The sequence below is a fragment of the Plantactinospora solaniradicis genome, from assembly GCF_042658085.1.
Classification (GTDB): Bacteria; Actinomycetota; Actinomycetes; order Mycobacteriales; family Micromonosporaceae; genus Plantactinospora; species Plantactinospora solaniradicis.
In genome coordinates this window covers 563007-585192 of sequence record NZ_JBHSPR010000010.1, presented here as the reverse complement: position 1 = coordinate 585192, position 22186 = coordinate 563007, and the positions used below count along the sequence as shown (strand labels likewise).

General features: G+C 70.9%; 15 protein-coding genes. 9 read left to right on the top strand and 6 right to left on the bottom strand.

The window, feature by feature from the left end; translation table 11 throughout:
* Nucleotides 1–67: 67 nt before the first annotated feature.
* Entirely contained in the window at nucleotides 68–1024 is a 957-nt protein-coding gene (locus tag ACFP2T_RS15140) for a DUF3500 domain-containing protein (protein ID WP_377421854.1), read from the bottom strand.
* Between the two features lie 31 nt (nucleotides 1025–1055).
* Complete coding sequence (locus ACFP2T_RS15135; RefSeq protein WP_377421852.1) at nucleotides 1056–2465, bottom strand: restriction system modified-DNA reader domain-containing protein; 1410 nt, start codon at nucleotides 2463–2465, stop codon at nucleotides 1056–1058.
* A gap of 226 nt (nucleotides 2466–2691) precedes the next feature.
* On the opposite strand from ACFP2T_RS15135, the gene ACFP2T_RS15130 reads away from it, so the two are divergent.
* The 7 genes from ACFP2T_RS15130 (at nucleotide 2692) to ACFP2T_RS15100 (ending at nucleotide 16584) form a co-directional block, all read left to right on the top strand.
* A complete protein-coding gene (locus tag ACFP2T_RS15130; protein ID WP_377421850.1) occupies nucleotides 2692–9153 on the top strand; it encodes a DEAD/DEAH box helicase in 6462 nt (2153 codons plus the stop codon).
* A 23-nt stretch (nucleotides 9154–9176) separates the two neighbouring features.
* The gene (locus ACFP2T_RS15125) at nucleotides 9177–11432 is read left to right on the top strand and encodes a UvrD-helicase domain-containing protein (protein ID WP_377422848.1); all 2256 of its coding nucleotides are present in this window, start codon (nucleotides 9177–9179) and stop codon (nucleotides 11430–11432) included.
* 143 nt (nucleotides 11433–11575) lie between these two features.
* Nucleotides 11576–12439, top strand: coding sequence for a S1C family serine protease (locus ACFP2T_RS15120; protein ID WP_377421848.1), 864 nt, complete (start codon nucleotides 11576–11578; stop codon nucleotides 12437–12439).
* Nucleotides 12440–12512: 73 nt separating this feature from the next.
* Nucleotides 12513–13535 carry an AAA family ATPase gene (locus ACFP2T_RS15115; protein ID WP_377421846.1) on the top strand — a complete coding sequence of 341 codons (1023 nt, stop codon included), beginning with the start codon at nucleotides 12513–12515 and terminating at the stop codon, nucleotides 13533–13535.
* Between the two features lie 3 nt (nucleotides 13536–13538).
* Nucleotides 13539–14426 (top strand): DUF58 domain-containing protein, encoded by an 888-nt coding sequence (locus tag ACFP2T_RS15110; RefSeq protein ID WP_377421844.1) that lies wholly within the window; start codon nucleotides 13539–13541, stop codon nucleotides 14424–14426.
* The gene (locus tag ACFP2T_RS15105) at nucleotides 14423–15406 is read left to right on the top strand and encodes a VWA domain-containing protein (protein WP_377421842.1); all 984 of its coding nucleotides are present in this window, start codon (nucleotides 14423–14425) and stop codon (nucleotides 15404–15406) included. Before ACFP2T_RS15110 ends, ACFP2T_RS15105 begins: the two co-directional genes overlap by 4 nt.
* On the top strand, nucleotides 15406–16584 hold the full coding sequence (locus ACFP2T_RS15100; protein WP_377421840.1) for a VWA domain-containing protein: 1179 nt from the start codon (nucleotides 15406–15408) through the stop codon (nucleotides 16582–16584). Before ACFP2T_RS15105 ends, ACFP2T_RS15100 begins: the two co-directional genes overlap by 1 nt.
* Before the next feature lie 29 nt (nucleotides 16585–16613).
* Here the strand turns inward: ACFP2T_RS15100 and ACFP2T_RS15095 are convergent, their stop codons facing one another.
* Nucleotides 16614–16973, bottom strand: a complete 360-nt coding sequence (locus ACFP2T_RS15095; protein ID WP_377421837.1) for a hypothetical protein — start codon at nucleotides 16971–16973, stop codon at nucleotides 16614–16616.
* 107 nt (nucleotides 16974–17080) lie between these two features.
* Between ACFP2T_RS15095 and ACFP2T_RS15090 the strand changes: the two genes are divergently transcribed.
* A complete protein-coding gene (locus tag ACFP2T_RS15090) occupies nucleotides 17081–17797 on the top strand; it encodes a carbonic anhydrase (RefSeq protein ID WP_377421835.1) in 717 nt (238 codons plus the stop codon).
* 139 nt (nucleotides 17798–17936) lie between these two features.
* On the opposite strand, the gene ACFP2T_RS15085 is transcribed toward ACFP2T_RS15090, so the two are convergent.
* The 3 genes from ACFP2T_RS15085 to ACFP2T_RS15075 form a co-directional block, all read right to left on the bottom strand.
* The gene (locus ACFP2T_RS15085) at nucleotides 17937–19160 is read right to left on the bottom strand and encodes a hypothetical protein (RefSeq protein WP_377421833.1); all 1224 of its coding nucleotides are present in this window, start codon (nucleotides 19158–19160) and stop codon (nucleotides 17937–17939) included.
* Complete coding sequence (locus ACFP2T_RS15080) at nucleotides 19157–19687, bottom strand: SigE family RNA polymerase sigma factor (RefSeq protein WP_377421831.1); 531 nt, start codon at nucleotides 19685–19687, stop codon at nucleotides 19157–19159. Before ACFP2T_RS15080 ends, ACFP2T_RS15085 begins: the two co-directional genes overlap by 4 nt.
* 170 nt (nucleotides 19688–19857) lie before the next feature.
* Nucleotides 19858–20946 carry a hypothetical protein gene (locus ACFP2T_RS15075; RefSeq protein ID WP_377421829.1) on the bottom strand — a complete coding sequence of 363 codons (1089 nt, stop codon included), beginning with the start codon at nucleotides 20944–20946 and terminating at the stop codon, nucleotides 19858–19860.
* Nucleotides 20947–21234: 288 nt separating this feature from the next.
* Between ACFP2T_RS15075 and nudC the strand changes: the two genes are divergently transcribed.
* A complete protein-coding gene (gene nudC, locus ACFP2T_RS15070; protein WP_377421828.1) occupies nucleotides 21235–22170 on the top strand; it encodes an NAD(+) diphosphatase in 936 nt (311 codons plus the stop codon).
* Nucleotides 22171–22186: the final 16 nt, after the last annotated feature.

Here is a 22186-nt window from a genome sequence, read left to right as displayed (position 1 = left end):
TTCACCGGGTCCGGGTTGAAGTGCACGAACCCACTCGCCAAGCGGAACCGCCGCTTACGTTCGCATGTCACACGGCGGTGTGGAGCCGTGCGTAGTGGTCGCGGAGCAGGTCGGTGCCCCAGTCGTCGCGCAGGTGCCGCCATACGGAGTGGGCATGGTTGGCGTTGTCCTGGGTGTTGTCGTACTCGATGAGGAAGTCGGCCGCCTGGATGCAGTAGTAGTGGCCCTGGCCGGGGCTGGTCGGGCCCGCCCACGCGAACCGGATCCGGTGCAGGCCCGCCGCCTCGGCGTCACGCCAGCAGGCTTGGGCGTACGGCGCCGGTGCGCGGTGGAGATAGCGCTGCACCAGCTGGTCGAGGATTTCCCGCTGGGCCGGGCGCAGCAGGTCGCGGCCGATACCTTCGGGCAGCAGGGTGGGGTCGGCCACCGGGTCGGCCCGGGTGAGGATGTCGTCGGGAGCGACCTCGGCGCTGATGCCCAGCGTGCGCTGGTCGGGGTCGAGCCCGGTTGCCAACTGGCGGGCCAGGTCCTCCTCGGGACCGAGGATCCGGCTACCGGCGTGCGGCCCGGTGGGTACGACGGCCGGTTCGGAACCGACGAAGTGCGGCGTGAACGTGATGCCGCGCGGCGTCACGACGACGTGTACGGCCAGGTGATGCCCGTTGATCCGCCAGCCCCACGGCTCGTCGCCGTCCGGGTCGCCGAGCACCCGCAGCCAGTAACGGTCGCCCTCGGGTGGTGAGCCGGTCGCCAGTTCCCGCCTGACCCGTTCGATCTCGACGGCGCCGACGGCGAGATCGCCGCCTTCGGGAGAGTGGGCCGACCGGAGCAATTCGATCGCGAGTGTGTGCTGAGCGCCGGTGAGGTGCTCCATCGGCAGCCCAGGCCGTTGCCCCGGCAGATAGGTCCACTGTCGCAGGTCGACATCGGCGAGGTCGCCGCCGACGAGGTGGCGCTGCTGGTCGTCCAGGCTTGCGACGAGGGCGTGCGCGCAGCGGCGGGCGTCATCGGCGGCGGTCGTCATCAGGTCCTCCCAAGATTCGTGAGGCGCCGCATCACTTGTTGAAGGTGCGGATCAGGTCCAGGAAATGCCGAAGCCGGTGCACGTCGGCAGGCTTCACCGGGTCTGGGTTGAAGTGCATCACGCCGTTGCGCACCTTCCGGAGATGGTCGAGGCGGCTGATGAACACCTTGCGGTGCAGCGGCCAGCCGAGTCGCTCCCAGCAGGCCGGGTTGTCCAGCACGGCCTGGTAGTTGCCCATCGTCATGGCTTCGAACGACTTGAAGGTCTGGCCGGCGGCGGTGCACGCCTGCCGCACCGTCTCGGCGTCGAAGGTGCCCTGGATCAGCCGGCGCAGCTCCTGGTCGACCTCGCCGATCAGCAGGAATGGGGTCGCCGTCTCGTCGTACTTGTTCACCACGTCGGCCGCGGTGATGATGCCAGAGATCTTCCGGTCGAAGTCGCGGACGAAGATGAACTCCTCCCGCTGGAGCGTGTCGAGCGCGCGCAGCAGCCGTACGTCGTAGTCGAAGACCTGGGCGGGCACGATCATGCTGCTGAACGAGGCGTTCGGGTCGGCGTGCTGGGCTCGGGCGATCGACTTCCAGCTCACCGCGCCGTGCAGCGTTCGTGGATTCGTCAGCACCGCGAGCTGTGAGAAGTCATTGAGCAGCATGGCGGTGATGGCCTCTTCCACCGAGGCGGACGGCGAGACAGCGACCAGGGTGTCCTCGGCGGAGAGCAGGTTGCCGAGGGTCAGTCCGATCTCGGCTTCGCTCTCCTCGACCAGGTCCGCTTGAAGCGACCCGGAGTCGTCGGGGATCGGCGCGCCGGCCGGGACCTCGTCGACGGGCTCCGGCGGCGTGATCAGCCGAACAGTCCGGTCGAGGCTGACGGCCCGGAAGTCCGGGGCGGTGGTCAGGCTGTGGTTCGCCAGATCGCCGTCGATCTGCCGGATGACGTCCCGATCCCGGTCCTCGTGCCCCCACCAGCGGAGTAGCTGGCGCACAGTCAACGTTTCCGGCTCACCGGCCTTGGCCTTCCGGCGTGCGAGATCGAGCCGGCCGAACCGCTCCCGCGCCGCGCCCTGATCGGATTTCTCCCTGGTGACCTCGTCCGGCGGTACGGGCTCGTTCGCTACCGACTCCAGTAGCCGCTGGCGTAGCTCGTGCAGCGTTGGACCGCCCCTGCCGACCCGCCAGGCCTCCCAACCAGGTACGGCGATCAGCCCGCTGGCGGCGCTGCCGGCGGCGGATGGCGTGCCGAACTCCCGTCCGTCGGGCAGCCTCAGCCGACCCGGCTCGATCACGGTCGCCCGGTGGGGTATCTCGCCCAGCCGCTGTTGGAAGAAGAGCTCCTGGCCCGGCCTGAGCAGTTCGGCCTCCAGCAGGTCGGAGATGCGTACCCGGCGACCGTTGATCAGGATCTCTCGGCGGGTACGGGACGAGGCGTCGGTCAGGGACATGCCGGATGCCACTCCAGGGTGAATACGGTGGGGGGCTGGAATACTACTGACGGTGGCGCTGGCGCGACAAGGAGTCTCGGTCACCGCATCGAGAGTCTGCTCGGCGGGGCGACCCCGGTTGGGCCGGTCGGTAGCTGAACCGCCACCGTTCGTCCGTCTATCGTAGACACAATCACGACAGATCTATCTAGATATAGACGAGTAGCATGCCTGCGGTGAGTTGCTCATGAAGCCGACGATCGCCGCCGACACCCTCCAGAAGACGCTCACGCAATACCTCACCACCACCTTCGGGCTGACCGACGAGCCGGTCCGAAGCGGGCTGGAGGCGTTCCTCACCCACCCCGAACAGGGCATCTTCCGGGGGCCGTACCTCCGGATCCGTACCCCGTTCCGGCCGGCGTCGGGCGAGTGGCGCACCGCCCTGGACTGGGCACCGGCCGATTTCACGCCCTACCTGCACCAGGCGAAGGCGTTCCGCCGACTGTCCACACTGGGCAAGGACGCCGAGCCGACCTTGATCACCACCGGCACCGGCTCCGGTAAGACCGAGGCGTTCCTGATCCCGCTGCTGGACCACTGCCGGCGGGCCAGGCAACAGCGCGGGCCGGGAATCAAGGCGATCCTGCTCTACCCGATGAACGCGCTCGCCACCGACCAGACCAAGCGGCTCAACGAGCTGCTCGTCGAGAATGCCGCACTGCACCAGGTCACCGCCGGTCTCTACATCGGCGACGTGGCCGCCGTCGACTATCCGAGGGTGCTCACCAAACGGTCGGAGATGCGGCGTACCCCGCCGGACATCCTGATCACCAACTACAAGATGCTCGACCTGCTGCTGCAACGCGCCGACGACCTGCCGCTCTGGGAGGGCGCCGAGCCGGCGTACGTCGTACTGGACGAGTTCCACACCTACGACGGTGCCCAGGGCACCGACGTGGCGATTCTGCTCCGTCGCCTCGCCGCCGCGCTCGGCCGGTCGACCGACGACCGGCCACTCGGGCCGATCTGCCCGGTGGCCACTTCGGCGACCCTCGGCGAAGGACGGGGCCGGGACGGCCGGACCGCGATCCGCGAGGTCGCCGAGCAGGTCTTCGGGGTGCCGTTCGAGCCGGACTCGCTGATCGGCGAGGACCGCTACGAACCGGCCGAGTTCATCGCCCACCAGGATTTCAGCCTGCCGCTGCCCGCCCCGGAGACCCTCGCCGCACTCGACGGGCGCGACACCGAACGGCTCACCGATCAGGTCGCCGAGCTTGTCCTGGGCGAGGTGCCCACCGACCCGGCCCGGCTCGGCGCGCTACTGCGCCAGCACCCGCTGACGAAGGCGGTACTCGACTCGCTCGGCCCCGACCCGCGCACCTTCGAAGAGGTCATCGAGGTGCTGCCGCGTAAGAACGCGACCGGCTGGGGCAGCGCGATGAAGACCCGGCCCGAGGTCACCGCGCAGGCCATCGCCAGGTTCGTCGGTCTGCTGGCCCGCGCCGAGAATCCGGACGCGCCGGGCCGCCCGCTGCTCAACATCGAAACCCACCTCTGGGTACGCGCGGTTTCCCGACTGCTGCGCGGCGTCGGCCCGGAAGCCACCTTCGGCTGGTACGGCGAGCCGGAGCGCGACGCCGACCCGTTCGCCCCGGAGATCGACCAGGTGGTGGCGGACAGCCGGTACGAGCGGCTGCCCGCCATCTACTGCCGGCACTGCGGGCGCTCCGGCTGGGCGGCGCTCTCCCCGGAGAAGGACCCGCAGGAGCTGGAGACCGACCCGGACAAGATCTACCGGGGCTCGGTCGGCCGGGACAAGCGCCGAATCCGGGCGTTCATCGCGGCCACCGCCGACGAGATCCAGCACCGCGACCGGGGTCTGCTGGTCCTGGAGTACGGCCGCCGCGTCCGCCCGTTCGATCCCGCCCGGGACCGGGCCGGACGGCTCGGGGACGAGTCGACGGTCGTCCTCGGCGACCTGCTCGCGCTCGACGCGGCCGAGAAGGACCGCTGCCCCTCCTGCGAACTCGACCACGGCATCCGCTACCTCGGTGCCGGCCTGGCCACCCTCGCCTCCGTCGCGATCACCCAGCTCTTTACCGGCGGCGAACTGGCTGGCGCCGAACGGAAGACGTTGCTGTTCAACGACTCCGTACAGGATGCCGCGCACCGGGCCGGCTTCGTCGCCAACCGCTCGTACGCCTTCTCGCTGCGGGCGCTGCTGGCCCGCCAGCTCGAACCCGGTAAGCCGGTCGGACTGGACGAACTGATCGTCGACATGATCGGCGCCGCCGTCGAGCCGGAGATCCTCTCCACCGTCGTCCCGCCCGACCTGCACGACCAGCCCGGTGTGGACAGCCTGCTGGCCGGGGACAACCTGCGGGACCGGAAGGCGTGGACACTCGTCGGCGAACGGCTCGCCTTCGCCGCCATCCTGGAGACTGGGCTGCGTGCCCGGCAGGGCCGGACCCTGGAGTTGACCCGTACGGTCGCGGTCGAGGTCGGGCTCGACGATCCGGCCGAGGCGGCGGCGCTGTGCCGGGACGTACACCTGACCGGGCCCGGCGCCGACGGCGGCCCGCTGCCCGACGACGCCCGCTACCTCGCCTTCCTGCGCGGCCTGCTGGAACGGCTGCGCACCCGGGGCGCGATCTACCACGAGTGGCTGGTGCCCTATCTGCGGCGTGGCGGCGCCCGCTGGCAGATCTGGGGCGGTCGGCCCGAGGGGATGCCGGCCTTTCCACGCGGGCTCTCCGGGCCAGCCTTCCTGCTCGCCAGCCCCAAATCGCGCTCCGAATTTGACGCGGTCACCGCCAAGGGGAACTGGTACCAGGACTGGACCAGCCGGTGCCTGGGGCTCGACGCGTCCGGCGCCGCCAGGTATCTGGACCGGCTGATGCCGGCGCTGGCCGCCGCCGGAATCGTCGCGGCCGGAAACACCGAGGACGGCAACCGGGCGTACGGTCTGCTGCCCGGCCACCTCCGGGTGACCCTGCTCGGCGACGCCGCCGCGATCACGGCCGGGGTCGGCTGCGACATCTGCCACTGGCAGCAGACCGAACACCCGGACCGGGTCGCCGGGTGGACCGGACAGCCGTGCCGGCAGTACCGCTGCGGCGGGCGGCTGCGCCCCGCTCCCGACGACACCGCACCGGACGACTACTACCGGCGGCTCTACCTGGAGAGCCCGGCGTTCCGGGTCGTCACCGGCGAACACACCGGCATGCTCACCCGGGCCCAGCGGGAAACCGTCGAGGAACGATTCCGTACCGGCGACCGGTACACCGACCCGAACGTGCTCTCCTGCACCCCGACCCTGGAGATGGGCATCGACATCGGCGCCCTCTCCGCAGTGGTGCTGGCGTCACTGCCGACCGGGCCGGCGAACTACGTCCAGCGGGCCGGCCGGGCCGGTCGGAAGAGCGGCAACGCCCTCGTGCTGACCCTGGTCGGCCGCTCGGAACGGGACCGCTACTACCTCACCGAGCCGCGCGACATGATCGCCGGCCAGATCGTGCCGCCCGGCTGTTTCCTCTCCGCCGTCGAGATTCTCCGCCGGCAATATCTCGCGCACCTGATCGACCTCGCCGCCCGGGGCCGGCTGCCCGGCGTACTGCCGCTGCCCCGGCGCGCCCATCTGCTGTTCGGCACCACCGGCTGGCTCGGGACACTCGCCGACGCCGGCCAACGGGACGGTGCCCGGCTGGTCGAGGGATTCCTCGGGCTGTTCGGCGACAAGGTCTCGGCCGTCGCCGCCGAGCAGCTGCGACACTTCGCCGACGCCGGCCTCACCGACCGGGTGAAGCGGGCCGACGCCGCCTGGGAGGACCGCCGGGGTGACCTGCAACGGCGGCTGGCCGGCATCGACGCCGTCGCCGGCACGTTGGTGGCCAGCGACCCCGACCACGCCCGCGAGCTGAAGATGCTCAAGTCGGAGGCGCGAGAGGTACGCAAGCTCCTGCACCGGATCGCCGGTGCCGCCGCACACGGCACCCTGGTCGAGTTCGGGCTGCTGCCCAACTATGCCCTGATCGACAACCGCACGCTGCTGGACGCCACCCTCACCTGGGAAGAGAAGATGCCGGACGGCAGCCGGCGGTTCCACACCGAGTTGCGCGAGTACGACCGCCCGGCCCGGCAGGCCCTGGTCGAGATCGCACCCGGCAACGCCTACTACGTACGCGGCTACAAGCACGAGATCTCCGGACTCGACCTCGGCCCGGCGAACCGGCCGGCGTACGAGCGGTGGCGGATCTGCGCACAGTGCGGCTACGCCCGTACCCACCTGGCGCAGGAGGACACCAGCGCCTGCCCGCGCTGCGGTGACGACGGGTTGGCCGACCAGAGCCGGGTCTTCAACGTGCTGCAACCGACCCGGGTACTCACCCGGGACCGCCGCGACGACGCGCGGATCCGCGACGACAGCGACGACCGGGAGCGCCGCTTCTACGTCACCCCGATCACCGTCGACGTCGACCCGGGCCGGATCGACTCCTCCTGGCGACACACCGGGGACACCTTCGGGGTCGACTACACCCGGCATGCCACCATCCGGCACTTCAACCTCGGCGCCCAGCGGTACGACCGGGCCAGCGAACTCTTCGCCGGAGACGAGGTGCGGGTCAACCCGTTCCACACCTGCGACTCCTGCGGCGGTACGACGATCGACGGTCAGCCCACGGTGAGCCAGGAGGTCGCCGCGCACCTCGCCGGTTCGGCGGTGGCGAAGGAGGCCGAACACCACCGGCCCTGGTGCCCACACCGCCGGTCGCCGGGCACCGCCAGCCACATTCCGTTGATCCTCGCCCACGAACTGCGGACCGAGGCACTACGCATCCTGATCCCGGCCGTCACCGCGCTGGTGGAGGAGCGCGTCGTCTCGTTCGCCGCCGCCGTACGGCTCGGCATCGCCGCCGAGTACGGCGGTGACCCGGCCCACCTGCGGGTGCTCTCCGCGACCATGCCGGATGCGCCCAGTGGCGGCACCCGCAACTACGTGGTCGTCTACGACACCCAGCCGCAGGGCACCGGCTACCTGCACCGACTCGCCGATCCGGACCAGTTCCGGCAGATCCTCAAGCGGGCCCGTCAGATCATCGGCAGTTGCGTCTGCCAGCACGAGGGCCGGACGGCCTGCCACCGGTGCCTGCTGCGCTACGCCCGCAACAGCGAGTTCAACCTGATGAACCGGGACGAGGCGTTGGGCATGCTGAGCCGGCTGCTCGACACCTGGGCGGTGCTGCCGGGCACCCGTACCAACGACATCTCGCTGATCCACCAGGTGGAGAGCGAGCTGGAAATGCGGTTCCTGAACAAGCTGCTGGCCTGGGCCGCCGAGCCCGGCTCCGGCGTACGCCTCGACAGGCGCACCGACCACGACGGCGCCCGGATCGCGGACCTGCGGTTCACCGCCCCGAACGGGGTCGACGTCACGCACTGGCAGATGAAACTGCAGAACACCATCCGGGGCACCCGACCCGACGTGCACTTCCGGCGGCTCGACGCACCGGCCCCGGAGATCGCGGTCTACCTCGACGGGTTCAAGTACCACGCGTCGCCGGAGTACAACCGGCTCGCCGACGACGCCGAGAAACGCAACCGGCTCCGGGCCCACGACTTCTACGTCTTCGGCATCACCTGGGACGACGTCGACGGTTGGCGGAACAACGCGGACGGCACGAGTGCCGTCGCCTGGGAACCGTACGGCGGGCTGGCGAAGAAACGGGCCCGGGACCTTTACCGGCAGTCCGTACCCCACGCCGACCCCGCCGACCTGGAACGGTACGTCTGGACGAACCCGGTCGACCTGCTACTGCGGTTCCTGGCCGAGCCCGATCCGGACCGGTGGCGGCGTCGCGCCGAGGCGGCCCTGGCCGGCCTGCTCGTGCAGGCTACCGAGAAGCCGAGCACGGCCGATTCCAGCGGCATCGGCGAACGGATCCTCGCCGGTGTGCGCGGCGAGCCCCTGCCCCCGGCCCGGCCGGGCCGGATCACCCTGGTCCGATCGGTGGATGCCGCCGATTGCCCGGTCACCATCGTCGTCGACGGACGGGCCGCTGACCGTGTCTGGTCGGCGTTGGCCGTCATCGACGACCGGCCGGAGACCGTGAACGCCGGCACCGACGAGCGGCGCGAGCGGCACCGCCGCCGCTGGGCCGGCTGGCTGGCCTGGGCGAACGTCGTCCAGTTCCTCGCGGCTGGCGGCGGCGACGGTGCCCAGCTCGCCCGGACCACCCTCGACGACTTCGATCCGGCCTCGATGGCGGTCTCCGAAGGCACCGGCCTGCGGCTCACCCAGCGGCCGATGCCGATCGACGCGGAGACGAGCACCTGGCTCGGTCTCTCCCCGGAGGCGACCCCGCCGGACGACGACCCCGCCGACGTGGATTCGCCGTGGCAGGACGTGCTGCACTACTTCAACCGGGACGAGTCGGCGCTGGAGGCGCTGGTGCAGACGCTCATCCGGCGTGGTATGCCCGTACCGGTCGTCGGCTACGAACTCGGTGACCAGGGTTGGCCGGCCGAACTCGCCTGGCCGGAACAGCGGGTCGCGGTCGTACTGTCCGGCTCCCCGGACGATCCCGAGATCACCGATCGGAACGGCGCATACGCCGCGGCCGGTTGGCGCGTCCGTACCGCGCGGGAATGGTCGGCGGAGGAGCTGACCGATCGGCTCGCGCACAACAGTGGGGGAGAGCGTCAGTGATCGCCAAGGCCGCGACGTTGCGGATGCTGGACCGCGCCGACAAGGAGGTCATGAAGCTCTCCCGGGCCGAGATCGGCGCCGTCTACGAGTTCATGCACAAGTTCCGGCACAACCCGAACAACCCGGGCCTGCGACTCAAACAGCTCGGCGGAAGCTCGCGACTGTGGTCCGCACGGATCAACCAGGACCATCGGGCACTGCTGCTGCACATCGCTGACCAGGACTACCTGCTCGTCGCGGTCCGGCACCGCAGGGACGTCTACGAGAACCTCGACCGCTACTCGTACCGAATCAACCGGGTGACCGGCGGAATCGAGGTGATCGACCTGGAGCCGGTGGGGGACAGCATCGTCGGTCGGGTGGTGTCGGCCGACTCGTCCGTGGCTGTGCCGGAGAGCCGGCCCGACGTGACCGAGATGGGCGTACCAGCTCTCTCGACCGAGTCTGGCGGCTCGGCGGCCGATGGCCTGCCGGTCGAGCCCGGCCCGACAGTGGTGCCGCTGTTCGAGCGGTTCACCGACGCACAACTCGTCGAACTGGGAGTCGCCGAGCCGCTGTTGCCGCAGATCCGCGACCTGACCAGTGAGACCGACCTGCTGGAGCTGAGTGAACGGGCTCCACAGCTCACCGCCGACGTGTTGCTGTCGTTGCACGACGGCAGACCGTACGACGACGTGCTCACCCACATCACCGAGCCGGTCCGGGCCGGCGAGGCGGTCGACCCCGACGACTACCGGACGGCGGTGGAGCGGCCGGCGACCCAGGTCTCGTCGGACGACGAGGCTCTGCAGGCAATGCTTGCCGAGTCCTTCGACCGGTGGCAGATCTTCCTGCATCCCACGCAACGTAGGCTGGTCGAGAAGTCGTACCGGGGGCCGACCCGGGTCGGGGGTGGTCCGGGCACCGGTAAGACCATCGTCGCGCTGCACCGGGTAGCCCACCTGGTCCGGAGACTGCCTCCGGGCGTGGACAAGCCGATCCTGCTGACCACCTTCAATCGCAATCTCGCGGCGGACCTCCGTACCCGGTTGATCGCGTTGGGCGGGCAGGAACTGGTGTCCCGGGTGGACATTGTCAACATCGACCGGTTGGCCAGCCGGGTCGTCGCCGAGGCGAAGGCCGGAGTGGGCAAGCGGATCGTCGACGACAACAAGGTGCCGGAACTCTGGCAGAACTTCCTACTGGAGACCGAGGACTCCGGCTGGGACCCGGAGTTCCTGGCCGCCGAATGGACCCAGGTCATCCTGGGTCAGGTGCTCGGTTCCCGGGCCGAATATTTCGGCGCGCGTCGACCCGGCCGGGGTCGTACGCTCAGCCGGGCTGAGCGGGACCAGGTCTGGCAGCTCACCGAGCGGTTCACCAAGTGGCTGGACGACCAGGGCAGGTGGACCTGGCGGCAGGTGGCCGAACGGGCGGCCCGGCTGGAGATGGACCGGGCCGCGCGCAGCGCGGGCCTGCCCCCGGAGGACTCCGGCGGATTTCTGCGGCACCGCTACCGGCACATCGTGGTGGACGAGGCGCAGGACCTCAGCGCCGCGCACTGGAAGATGCTGCGTGCCATGGTCGCGTCCGGACCGGACGACCTGTTCCTGGCCGGCGACACCCACCAGCGCATCTACGACAACCACGTCACGCTGGGCAGCCTCGGTGTCAACATCCGGGGCCGGTCCGCCCGGCTGACCCTGAGCTACCGGACCACCCGGCAGATCCTCGCCGCCGCCCTGGAAATAATGAGTGGCGAGACGTACGACGACCTTGACGGTGGCGCGGAGAGCCTCGCCGGCTACCGGTCGCTGCTCCGGGGCGGGTCGCCGACGTTCCGGGGCGCCGGATCGTGGCATCAGGAACGCGAGTTGGTCGTCGGGCAGTTGGCGGCGTGGGGAACTCCGGCCGATGGTTCGGTCGCGATCGCCGTGCCCACCCGGGAGCTGGCCAGCGAGGTCGCCGCGCGGCTGGAGGCCGACGGTATACCTGCGGTAGAGATCGGTCCCGACGGGCCGAAGCGACCCGACGGCGTGCACGTCGGCACGATGCACCGGTTCAAGGGACTCGAATATCAGCGGATCATCATCGCCGGAGTCAGCGACGGACTGGTTCCCCGACAGATGATCAGCCGGCACCGGAACACCGATCCGAAGCGCTACCAGCGGGAGCGTCAACGTGATCGGTCGCTGCTCTTCGTCGCCGCCACTCGGGCCCGTGACGAGTTGGCCGTCTTCTGGCACGGTACGCCGAGCCCGTTTCTCTCCAGCCGTCTGGTGCGGCTACCGACGGCCTGACCCCATGTCCCCATGAGATCGGGTAACGGGTACGCAGGGTCGGCCCGTACCGACCAGAACTGATCACCGGCTCAGCCGTCGGCCCGGGTCATTTTGCCGAATGGCCCCTACAGTCGAAGGATGCGAAGTCTGGCGGTCTCGCGGTGACGACGGCGGTCGGCGGCGGAGCCGATGTCCGGACACCAGCTTCGGCGACCGAGGAGCCGAAGAGCCGGTGGCGGCCCACGCGGCTGCGCCGGAAGGCGCTGATCGGGGCGGCGCTGGTCTGGGCCGTGGCGATCACGGCGGTGGTGTTCCTCCGCGGCGCTGATGGGCGGGAGGCGCCAGGCGCGGTCGCACCGTCGGCCGCGCCCTCCGCATCGGAGGGACCGCTCAGCGTGACTCAGGTCTATCGGACGCTGCTGCCCTCGGTGGTACTGATCCGGACGACGGTCAGCGGGAAGTCCGCCGGGAGCGCGGCGACGATGGCCGAGTCGGCGATCGGTACCGGCGTGATCGTCAACGCGGACGGCACCATCCTCACTGCGGCGCACGTGGTCGACGGCGCCGACAAGGTCACGGTGACGTACGCCGACGGCACCGAGTCCACGGCCGTGGTCGCGAGTGCCGACGCCAGGCAGGACGTCGCGACACTGGCCCCGGCGACGTTGCCGGAGACGCTCGTGCCGGCGGTGCTCGGCGGCGGCACCGCCGTCGGAGACGACGTGGTGGCGATCGGCAACCCGCTGGGGCTGACCGCGAGCACCACCAGCGGTGTCGTCTCCGGCCTGAACCGGGAGGCTCGGTCCGGGGCGGCGGAGATCTCCGGACTCATCCAGTTCGACGCGGCGGTCAACCCGGGCAGCTCGGGCGGACCGCTCGCCAACGACCGGGGGCAGGTGGTCGGCGTCGTCGTGGCACTCGCCAACCCCACCGAGGCCGGCACCTTCATCGGCATCGGCTTCGCCGTCCCGATCGGGGCGGCGCTCGGTGCCGGTGAGGGCGAAGGTCGGGTGCCCCCGCTGTGACGACGATCCCGGTAGCCCCGGACCTCCCCGTAGCCCCGGACCTCCCCGTAGACCAAGAACAGAGGACGGATCGATGAGCATGCCGGCAAGTCGCACCGGGAAGTGGGCCGAGGCGGTGTCCGCACCGGCCTCCGCCGGCCCGATCGAGAAGGTGCGCTACGAGGTCAAGAAGACCATCGTGGGCCAGGACCCACTCCTCGAACGGCTGATCGTGGCGCTGCTCGCCCGGGGGCACATCCTGGTCGAGGGCGTACCCGGCCTCGCCAAGACGCTCGCCGTGAAGTCGCTGGCGGAGGCGATCGGCGGGGACTTCCACCGGGTGCAGTTCACCCCGGACCTGGTACCTGCCGACATCATCGGCACCCGCGTCTACCACCAGCCGACCGGCGAGTTCCAGGTCTCGCTCGGGCCGGTCTTCACCAACCTGCTGCTCGCCGACGAGATCAACCGGGCGCCGGCCAAGGTGCAGAGTGCGCTGCTGGAGGTCATGCAGGAACGGCAGGTCACCATCGGCCGGGAGACCCACCCGGTGCCGAACCCGTTCCTGGTGATGGCCACCCAGAACCCGATCGAGTCCGAAGGCACGTATCCGCTGCCAGAGGCGCAGGTCGACCGCTTCATGATGAAGGTCGTCGTCGACTACCCGAGCGTGACCGAGGAGTTCGTCGTCGTCGAGCGGGCGCTCGCCCCGGCCACCCCGATCCAGCGCATCATCGACCCGGCGACCCTGGTCGGGCTCCAGCAGGAGGCCGACCGGGTCTACGTCGACCCGTCGCTGATCGAGTACGCCGTCGCGCTGGCCCACGCCAGTCGCGATCCCGGCCGGGTCGGCCTGACCGACCTGGCCCGCTACGTCACGTTCGGCGCGAGCCCCCGTTCGTCGATCAGCCTGGTGCTCGCGGCCCGTGCCCTCGCCTACGTCCGGGGCCGGGAGTACGCCGTCCCCGAGGATCTCACCGACCTCGCCCTGGACGTGCTGCGCCACCGACTCGTCCTCTCCTACGAGGCGCTCTCCGACGAGGTGACCGCGGATCTGATCCTGTCGAAGATCCTGGCGAACGTGGCGATGCCGGAGCCCGCCGGCCGCGGTCGCTGACCGATGGCCACGGTTCCCGACCGGCTGCTGCGGCGGCTGGAATGGCGGCTCGGCCGCCGCCTCGACGGACGGATCCAGGGCGCCTACCGCACGGTGTGGCAGGGCGCCGGCATCGACTTCACCGACCTGCGTGCCTACACGCCGGAGGACGACGCCCGGCACATCGACTGGAACGTCACGGCCCGGCTGGACGAGCCGTACGTTCGGCAGTACACCGAGGACCGGGAGCTGACCGCCTGGCTGGTCGTCGACCGCTCCGCGTCGATGCGTTTCGGCGGGGGACAGGGCAAGGAATCCATCGCGACCGAGCTGGCAGTCAGCCTGAGCCGGCTGGTCGCGCAGGGCGGTAACCGGGTCGGCGCGATCCTCTACGACAACCACGCCCACCGGATCGTCCCGCCCCGGACCGGCCGCGACCAGGTCCTGCGCATCGCGCACGAGCTGCTGCGCCCAGCACCGGACGCTGGCTCGGGCGCGACCACCGACCTGGCCGCCATGCTGCGCCTGGCCGCCACCACCACCGCGCGCCGCCGCAGCCTGGTCTTCGTATTCTCCGACTTCATCGGAGACCCGGGGTGGGAGCGCCCGCTGAGCATGCTCAACCACCGCCACGAGGTGGCGGTGATCCGAGTGGTCGATCCGGCCGAACTGGAGCTGCCCGACCTCGGCCTGATCCTGGTCCAGGACGCGGAGACCGGCGAACAGCTCCTCGTCGACACCAGTGACCCGCTGCTCCGTGGCCGCCTCGCCGCCCAGGTCGACGCCCGCGAGGAGGCACTGGCGGAGGGGATGCGGCGGGCCGGGGTGGATCCCTGGCACGTCACCACCGACCAGGACCTGCTCACCGTGCTCGTCAGCATGGCTCGCCACTCCGGACGGAGGCGCCGGTGACCTTCCGTTATCCGGTGGTGCTCGTCGCCGCCGTACTGATCACCGCCGTCGCGATCGCCGGTTACGTGGCGCTGCAACGCCGCCGTACCGCCGCGTTGGCCGCGGCCGGCTTCGGGGCCGCCACCAACGGGGGTACCCGGCGGGCCGCACTGCGTCGCCACCTGCCGTACGCGCTGCTGCTCGCCGCCCTGCCGATCCTGCTGGCGGGCATCGCCCGACCACAGGCCGACCTGGTCGTGCCCCGGGTCGCCGGCACGGTGCTACTCGCGTTCGACGTCTCCAACAGCATGTCCGCCACCGATGTGGCACCGACCCGGCTCGCCGCCGCGCAGGCCGCCGCGATCGGCTTCGTCGAGGAGCAGCCGGACTCCGTCGACGTGGGTGTCCTGGCCTTTGGTGAGCAGGCGCTGCTGACCCAGGCCCCGACCGACGACCACGCCGCCGCGGTGGCCGCTATCGGACGGCTCTCCGCGAGCGGCGGCACCGCGCTCGGGCAGGCGATCCTCGTCGCGCTCGGCACCATCACCGGCAAGCCGGTCAGCCTGCCGGCCGACGGGGCCGGCGCGACCACGGAGGATCTCGGCTACTGGCCCTCGGCGACGATCGTGGTCTTCTCCGACGGTCAGCAGACCGGTGGCCCGGACGCCGAGGAGGCAGCCGGTCTCGCCGCCGCCGCCGGGATACGCATCCAGACCGTCGGGGTCGGCACCGCCGCTGGCGCCACCGTCGAGGTCGACGGCTACCAACTCGGCACCGCGCTGGACGAGGCGCTGCTGATCACGGTCGCGCAGACCACCGGCGGCACTCACCACCAGGCGGGCGACGCGGCGGCGCTGGCCGACACGACCCGCTCCATCGACCTGCGCCTGACCACCAGGAAGGAGTCCGTCGAGCTGACGGCGCCGTTCGCCGGCGCCGCCCTGCTGCTGTTGACCCTCGGTGGACTGCTCGGCATCCGCTCGCACGGAAGGATCGTCTGATGTCGTTCAGCTGGCCGTGGGCGCTGCTCGCGCTGCTGACCGTGCCCCTGCTGCTGACGGCCCGCTGGTGGCTGAACCGGCGCCGCAGGCGGGCCGCCGTCACCGTCTCCAGCATCACACTGATCCGGGCGGCGCTGCCCGGACGCACGTCGTGGCGCCGCCGCATCCCGGTCCACCTCTTCCTCGCCGGCCTCGTCGCGCTGGCGGTGGGACTGGCCCGGCCGCAGGCGTCGGTCGCCGTACCGTCGAACGACACCTCGATCCTGTTGGCGATCGACGTCTCCCTCTCCATGTGCAGCACCGACATCGCGCCCAACCGGATGGCCGTGGCGAGCGACGCGGCCCGCGACTTCATCGAGGCGCAGAACGGCGACACCCGGATCGGCCTGGTCGCGTTCTCGGGAATCGCCGCCCTGCTGGTACCCCCCACCACCGACAAGGACGCATTGCTCGACGCCGTCGACACCCTCAAGACCGCCAGGGGTACGGCGATCGGCCAGGCGATCCTGACCGCCGTCGACGCGATCGCCGAGACCAACCCGAACGTCGCCGCCACCGGCGTCGACCTCGACGACGCCGCCCCCGACGCCCTCGGCGACTACCAGCCCGACACCATCGTCGTCCTCACCGACGGCTCGAACACCACCGGCGTCGACCCGGTCACCGCGGCCGAGCAGGCCGCCGCCCGCCGGCTACGCGTCTACACGATCGGGTTCGGCACGACCGAGCCCGCCCAGATGATGTGCACCGCCGACCAGCTCAGCGTCGACTCCACGTTCAGGCAGGGTCTACGGGACATCCCGCCCGGCGGTGGGGGTGGCCGCTTCCGCAACCGGGAGATCGACGAGGACGCGCTGACCCGGGTCGCGGACGTCTCAGGCGGGCGGTACTTCCGGGCGGAGGACGCCGACGAGCTGACCGACGTACTCGTCGACCTGCCCCGGGAGTTCGGCCTGCGCAAGCAGAACGTCGAGATCAGCGTCTGGCTCGTCCTCATCGGAGCGTTGCTGGCCTTCACCGGTGCGGGGCTCGCCCTCTGGTGGAACCGGATCCCGGGCAGCCCGACATCTGCCAGGACCACGGACGCCGCCTTCCGGCGGCCCGGTGGATCGGGGCCGGCTGGCCCGGCCGGCGCGACTGACCGGCGACACCCCTCTGCGCGGGGCCGGCGAGATTGATCGCCACGAGAATCATCGAGGATTGGCGGTCAGTTCCGACGCTCTCCACTCACCCCGATGATGGGGGGTGGAAGCGCGGCCACCCGCCTGGCGAAGATCGCAGCGATCTCCTCACCACCGTCGAACAGGCCGGCGATGAACCTCCGCCACGTCAGCACGACGTCCGCGGACTCCGTACGACGGGCACCGATCAGGCGTCCGCGCGGGTCGTACAGCACCTCGTAGGCCACGGTCGAGTCGAAGCTCGGATAGTCGGGTTCCTCGAACGTCTGGCGCCGCTCCAGTTTCCAGAAGCCCTGGGCCGCCCGCCCGAACTGCTCGGCGAACTCAACCTGATAGGACGGCAGGTCCAGGAGATCGCCCGCGATGTCCGGCGGTCGGTCCGGCATCCGTACCTCCTGGCGACGAGTCGAGCGCGACCCTGTCGGGAATTCGCAAGCTAGTCGCCATCGGAGATGGGTGGCAAGGCTACGCCACTGGCGTACGTTGACTGGTTGTGCAGAACACTCCACAACAGCAGACCATCTCCCGCCGCTCGCTTCTGGCCGTCGGTGGGCTGACCGCCGTCGGGACCGTCGGACTCGCCGGCCCGGCCGCCGCGCAACCGCCCGGCGACGCACCCGTGGACACCCCGGAGGCGGCACTCGCCCGCCTGACGGAGGGGAATCGGCGATTCGTCCGAGGACACGGCCGGCATCCACACCAGTCGCCGCGCGACATCCGTGAACTCGCGAACGGGCAGGACCCGTTCGCGATCGTCGTCGGCTGCGCCGACTCCCGGGTACCGCCGGAGGTGCTCTTCGACCAGGGCCTCGGGGACCTGTTCGACAATCGGGTCGCGGGCAACATCGTGGATACGATCATGCTGGGCAGCATCGAGTACGCGGTCGAGCACTTCGCTCCGCCCGTACTGGTGGTGCTCGGTCACGAGCGCTGCGGCGCCGTCTCCGCCGCCGTCGAGGTGATCGAGAGCGGCGGCCACGCCCCGGGTGCGATCGGCGCGATCGTCGAGGCGCTGCGTCCGGTCGTCGAGCCGCTGATCGGCGGGCCCGGCGACGTGGTCGAGGCGGCCGTCCGGGCCAACGTGCTGGCTCAGGCCCGGCACCTCACCGAGGCCAGCGAGATCGTGCGGGAGAAGGTCCACGCCGGTGACCTGGCGATCGTCGGTGCCCGGTACGACCTCGACACCGGCAGGGTCGTGCTGCTCGACTGACGTCCGGCGTCGACACCGGCTCGACCGACGTCCGGCGTCGATACCAGGGGGCCACGGGGGCTGATGTCGCACCCGTGGCCCCCTGAGGTGTCCGGAGCAGGGAACGCCGTCGGTTAGGCGCAGATCCCGTCCGGCGGCCCTAGACCGGGCAGGTCCACCGCACCGGTTGGTTCTTGCTGGTGCCACCGATCCGGGTACCGTCGCCGCTCAACGCGTAGGCGTACCTGCTCGTGCTGTCGGGCAGTGGCAGCTCGCGTTGCGAGCCGTCCGGCTCACGCAGCACGACGGTGTTGTCGGGCCCGTTCACCACCAGTTGGCCCCGCGCGTTGACCGCGCCCACCTGGCCGTCGCCCACCGCGCTGGCCGCACCGGTACGCAGGTCCCACAGCACGGCCGCCCGGGGTGCGGCCGACACGTAGACGCCGTCGTCCCGGCGCGTCATCTGCGGATCAGGCGTCGTACCGTCTCCGCTGGACACGTCGGCCGCACCGTACGCCCACTCGCCCTGGGCGCCGGCGACATGGCCGTGGGTGGTCCCGCCGGGGGGAGCCAGTCTGCTGCCCCGGCCCTCGGCGTCCCACCGGTACAGGCCGCCCTCGTTCAGCCGGCCGACCACGATGCCGGAGTCCGAGATTCCGAACGCCATCGCGCCGCCCTTCGGCGCCTTCAGCACCTCCACCCGGGCGTCCGCGCCGGTGCCGTGCCAGACGGCCGCGGCTACCCGTCCGCCGCCGAACAGCACGCCGGCCACCTGCCCCCGATCGTTTATCGCGTTCGCCTCGGCGGCGGTGTAGCCCTGCGGAAGCGGCAGCTTTGTCAGCTTGCCGTTGGCGTAGGTCCACGCTCTCGACCCGGATCCACCCACGACCGTGCCGCTGTCGTTGACGCCCTTCGCCTCGCCGGTACCGGAAACCGGAATTCGCTGCACCCGGCTACCGTTCCACCAGGCCGGTGCACCCGGTTCGGTCTTGGTCCGGATGAAACCGGCCAGGTACCGGCCGTTCGGGGAGCCCGCGTTGACCGCTCCGTCGACGGCCCCGTGCGGCAGTGCCAGCGGTTCGACGGTGCAGGGCCGGCGTGCGGCGGGCGTGGTCGGGCTCGGGGTCAGCGGTCCGGCGCCGACGGCCGGGGTGGTGCCTCCGCCGCCACCCTCGGGGAGGTACGCGCCGATTCCCACCACGACGCCGGCCGTCAGCACGAGTGCTCCGACGGACGCCGCCACCGAGCGCCCACGCCGGCGCCGCCGGGCACGCTGGCCCTCGGCGAGCAGGTCGTCGGCGGTGAGACGGCTCGGCGGAAGAGTCACCGCGGCGACCTGCCGCTGGAATCGCATCGCGTCGTCGTCGCCTTCGAACGAGGTCATCTGGTCGCCACCTCTCGGGCGGGCTCGGAGCTGGCGGCGGGCCACTGCGCGCGCAACGCCGTACGCATGGCGGCGAGGCCGCGGGAGGTCTGACTCTTGACGTTTCCGGTCGAGCAGTTGAGGGCGGCGGCCGTCTCCTGCACGGACATGTCGCAGATGAACCGGAGCACCAGCACGCTGCGCTGCCCCCGGCTCAGTCCCGCGAGCGCGGCCTGTACGGCGGCGGCGTCCTCGGTGCTGGCGGTCGGTTTCGCCGCCAGTTCCGGTATCCGCCAGGCCAGCAGCACCCGGGCCCATGATCGTCGGCTCTCGTCGATGTAGCGCCGCACCAGGACGCGGTGCACGTACCCGTCGAGGTTCTCGACCCGACGAATCTTCGACCACCGCAGGTACACCGAGACGAGCGCCGACTGCACGATGTCGTCGGCGCGGTGGGCGTCACCGCACAACAGAAAGGCGGTACGCCGTAATCGGTCCAGCGACGCCGAAACGTACTCGACGTAGTCCTGATCTTCCTCCGCCGTCACCCGGGCTCCTCTCTACGGCGTCAACCCTCTATCGGCGCGACACCGCGGATCGGTTGCAGGTCCAGTGAGATGTTCTGCGAAATATTTCCGGGTGGGTCGGAGCCGCCCACGATGGCTGCGGTGCGGTGTGGACGGGGTTCGATCGGCGAGGCCGAGGAGGCGGAGTCGAGCTACCGGGCCGCCCCGGCGATGGTCAGCGTCCCGGTGTTCTTCAGGTCCCGGCGCTGGAAACCCGTGGGCTTGCCGGTCTTGCCGAGGGCCTTTCCGGTCGTCCGGTACGTGACACCGAACCGACGCGACCGGTCCGGGACCTCGAAGCGCGCCGACCACTGCGCCGTGGCCAGTCCGGAAACCAACTGCTCGTTGACCACCGGCCTGATCGTCGCGCCCGCCGGGATCGGCACCTTCCGGCCGTCGGGGCCGCGTACGGTCAGGCTCTTGGCCAGGTTGACGGTGAACTTCACGTCGTACGCCACCGTCAGCGAGACGGTGAGGTCCAGCCACAGGTGGCCGGATTTCGCCCAGCCCTTGTCATCGGCGTACGGCAGCAGCACCGCACTGACGGCGACCTCGAACCGGGTGCCCTGGCCGGCGGGGTGTACGCCGTTGATCCGGACCACGTCCTCCAGTTCGATCCCGCCGGTCAGCGCGGGATGGAAGTTCGGCAGTGCGTCCGGACCGCGCTTTCCGGTCCTCAGGTCGATCGACTGTGGCCGATCGGCGTCGGTCACCACGAGCTGTGCCGCCGCGCCGGTCGGCACCGACACGACGAGCACACCGTCGCCGAAATTCGTACCCCGTTCGAGCGGGCGCGACTTTCCGTCGACCAGCACCGCCGCCGTGGCCGGGACGCCGTCCGAGCGGAGGACCTTGGTGCGGGACACCTTCTCACTCAGGTGGACGAGCAGGAACTCCCGTCCGTCGCCCGCCACCATCGGCCCGTCGCTCGGGCCGCCGGAGACGATGAGCCGACGGACCTGGCTGGCCGAGAGTTCGTTGGTGACCGCGAAGCTGTACAGCTGCACCGCGAAGTGCGGCCCCACCAGGACCGAGGACTCGGGCAGTGTGGTCGAGCCGATGCCGAGGGGCTGGAACGGTCGTCCGCTCCTCGCCACACCGACGCTGACGAAGTCGTCGGCGACGGCCGAGGCACCCGGACTCGCCGTGCCGGTCGCCTCCGGGTTGCCCGATCCGCCGCCACAGCCCGCCACGCCACCGATCAGGGCCAGCACCAGCCCCATCGCGACCGTCCGGCTCATCGATATCCCCCGGGATGTTCCGCCGTGTACGTCTTTCGACTGCCGGAATCATTCCACTCCGCCGGCCCGCTGTCCGGCCCGAACGAATCCCGGATGTCCGGCCGGCCGGCTCCCGATCCGGATCCGGCCCGGCCGACTCCTGAATTGGACGCGTCGAGGGGGCGTCACCTGCCGCCGGACTCCCGTCCCGGCCGGGCCGTAGCATGCGATGGTGCTTCTGCCCATGTCACGCTCGGCGCCCGGCTTTGCTGGTCCGGGTATGGGTCGCCGGCCCGGCGGTGCCGGATCGTGAGCCTCGGTGGTGAGGTCGTCACGCCGTACGCCGGAGGTGCCCTCGATCGCGCGGGTCAACTCCGGCGCGATCCCGGTGCGTTGCGGACGTTGGTGGGCCGTGACGGTGCCGAGATCATCCCGATGTGGCGGGACCGTTGCCTGGTGACGAATGAGGCGGTGGTCCGATTGGGCGGCACCGACCGGCACCGGTTGCCGCTCGGGGGCGGCGACCCGGTGTTCCTCGGTCTGCGCGCCGACCGGCCCGTGTTCGTGGTCGACCTGAGTGACGTCCCGGAGGCCGAGGCGCTCGGCGCGGTCGGTGCCGACCGGACGGTGGACGTACGCAAGCTCGTGCACCGGCTGGATCCGACCGAGGCGGCAGTGCTGGGGTACGCCCGTGGCCTCTGCCACTGGCACCGCAACCAGCGCTTCTGCGGCACGTGCGGTGCGCGGACCCGACCGGTCGAGGGCGGCGCGGCCCGGGAGTGCGCCGGTTGCCACCTGCCGATCTTTCCTCGGATCAGTCCTGCGGTGATCATGCTGGTGGAGCTTCCCGGGCCGCCGAGCCGGTGCCTGCTGGCCCGGCACGCCGGGGCGGAAGAGGATTCCTTCGCCCTGCTGGCCGGTTTCGTGGAGATCGGCGAGAGCCTGGAGGACGCGGTCCGGCGTGAGGTGGCGGAGGAGGCCGGCGTCGTCGTCGACTCGGTCCGCTACTTCGCCTCCCAGCCGTGGCCCTTTCCGGCGGGGCTGATGGTCGGTTTCGTCGCCCGGGCCGGCAGCGAGGTTACCCGGGTGGACGGCGAGGAACTGCTGGAGACCCGGTGGTTCAGCCGGGCGGACCTGCGCGCCCGACGGGCGGCACGGGGTCGTCTGGGTGCGCCGGATTCGATCGACCGGCTGTTGCTGGAGTCCTGGCTCGACGCGGGCGACGGGCCCGGCCACCGCGACTGAGCGTGGGCCCCGGCCG

Bases quoted from the DNA above. Each gene is read 5' to 3' on its own strand.
- ACFP2T_RS15140 (WP_377421854.1), bottom strand. From the start codon at position 1,024: ATGACGACCGCCGCCGATGACGCCCGCCGCTGCGCGCACGCCCTCGTC.
- ACFP2T_RS15135 (WP_377421852.1), bottom strand. From the start codon at position 2,465: ATGTCCCTGACCGACGCCTCGTCCCGTACCCGCCGAGAGATCCTGATC.
- ACFP2T_RS15130 (WP_377421850.1), top strand. From the start codon at position 2,692: ATGAAGCCGACGATCGCCGCCGACACCCTCCAGAAGACGCTCACGCAA.
- ACFP2T_RS15125 (WP_377422848.1), top strand. From the start codon at position 9,177: ATGCTGGACCGCGCCGACAAGGAGGTCATGAAGCTCTCCCGGGCCGAG.
- ACFP2T_RS15115 (WP_377421846.1), top strand. From the start codon at position 12,513: ATGAGCATGCCGGCAAGTCGCACCGGGAAGTGGGCCGAGGCGGTGTCC.
- ACFP2T_RS15110 (WP_377421844.1), top strand. From the start codon at position 13,539: ATGGCCACGGTTCCCGACCGGCTGCTGCGGCGGCTGGAATGGCGGCTC.
- ACFP2T_RS15100 (WP_377421840.1), top strand. From the start codon at position 15,406: ATGTCGTTCAGCTGGCCGTGGGCGCTGCTCGCGCTGCTGACCGTGCCC.
- ACFP2T_RS15095 (WP_377421837.1), bottom strand. From the start codon at position 16,973: ATGCCGGACCGACCGCCGGACATCGCGGGCGATCTCCTGGACCTGCCG.
- ACFP2T_RS15085 (WP_377421833.1), bottom strand. From the start codon at position 19,160: ATGACCTCGTTCGAAGGCGACGACGACGCGATGCGATTCCAGCGGCAG.
- ACFP2T_RS15075 (WP_377421829.1), bottom strand. From the start codon at position 20,946: ATGAGCCGGACGGTCGCGATGGGGCTGGTGCTGGCCCTGATCGGTGGC.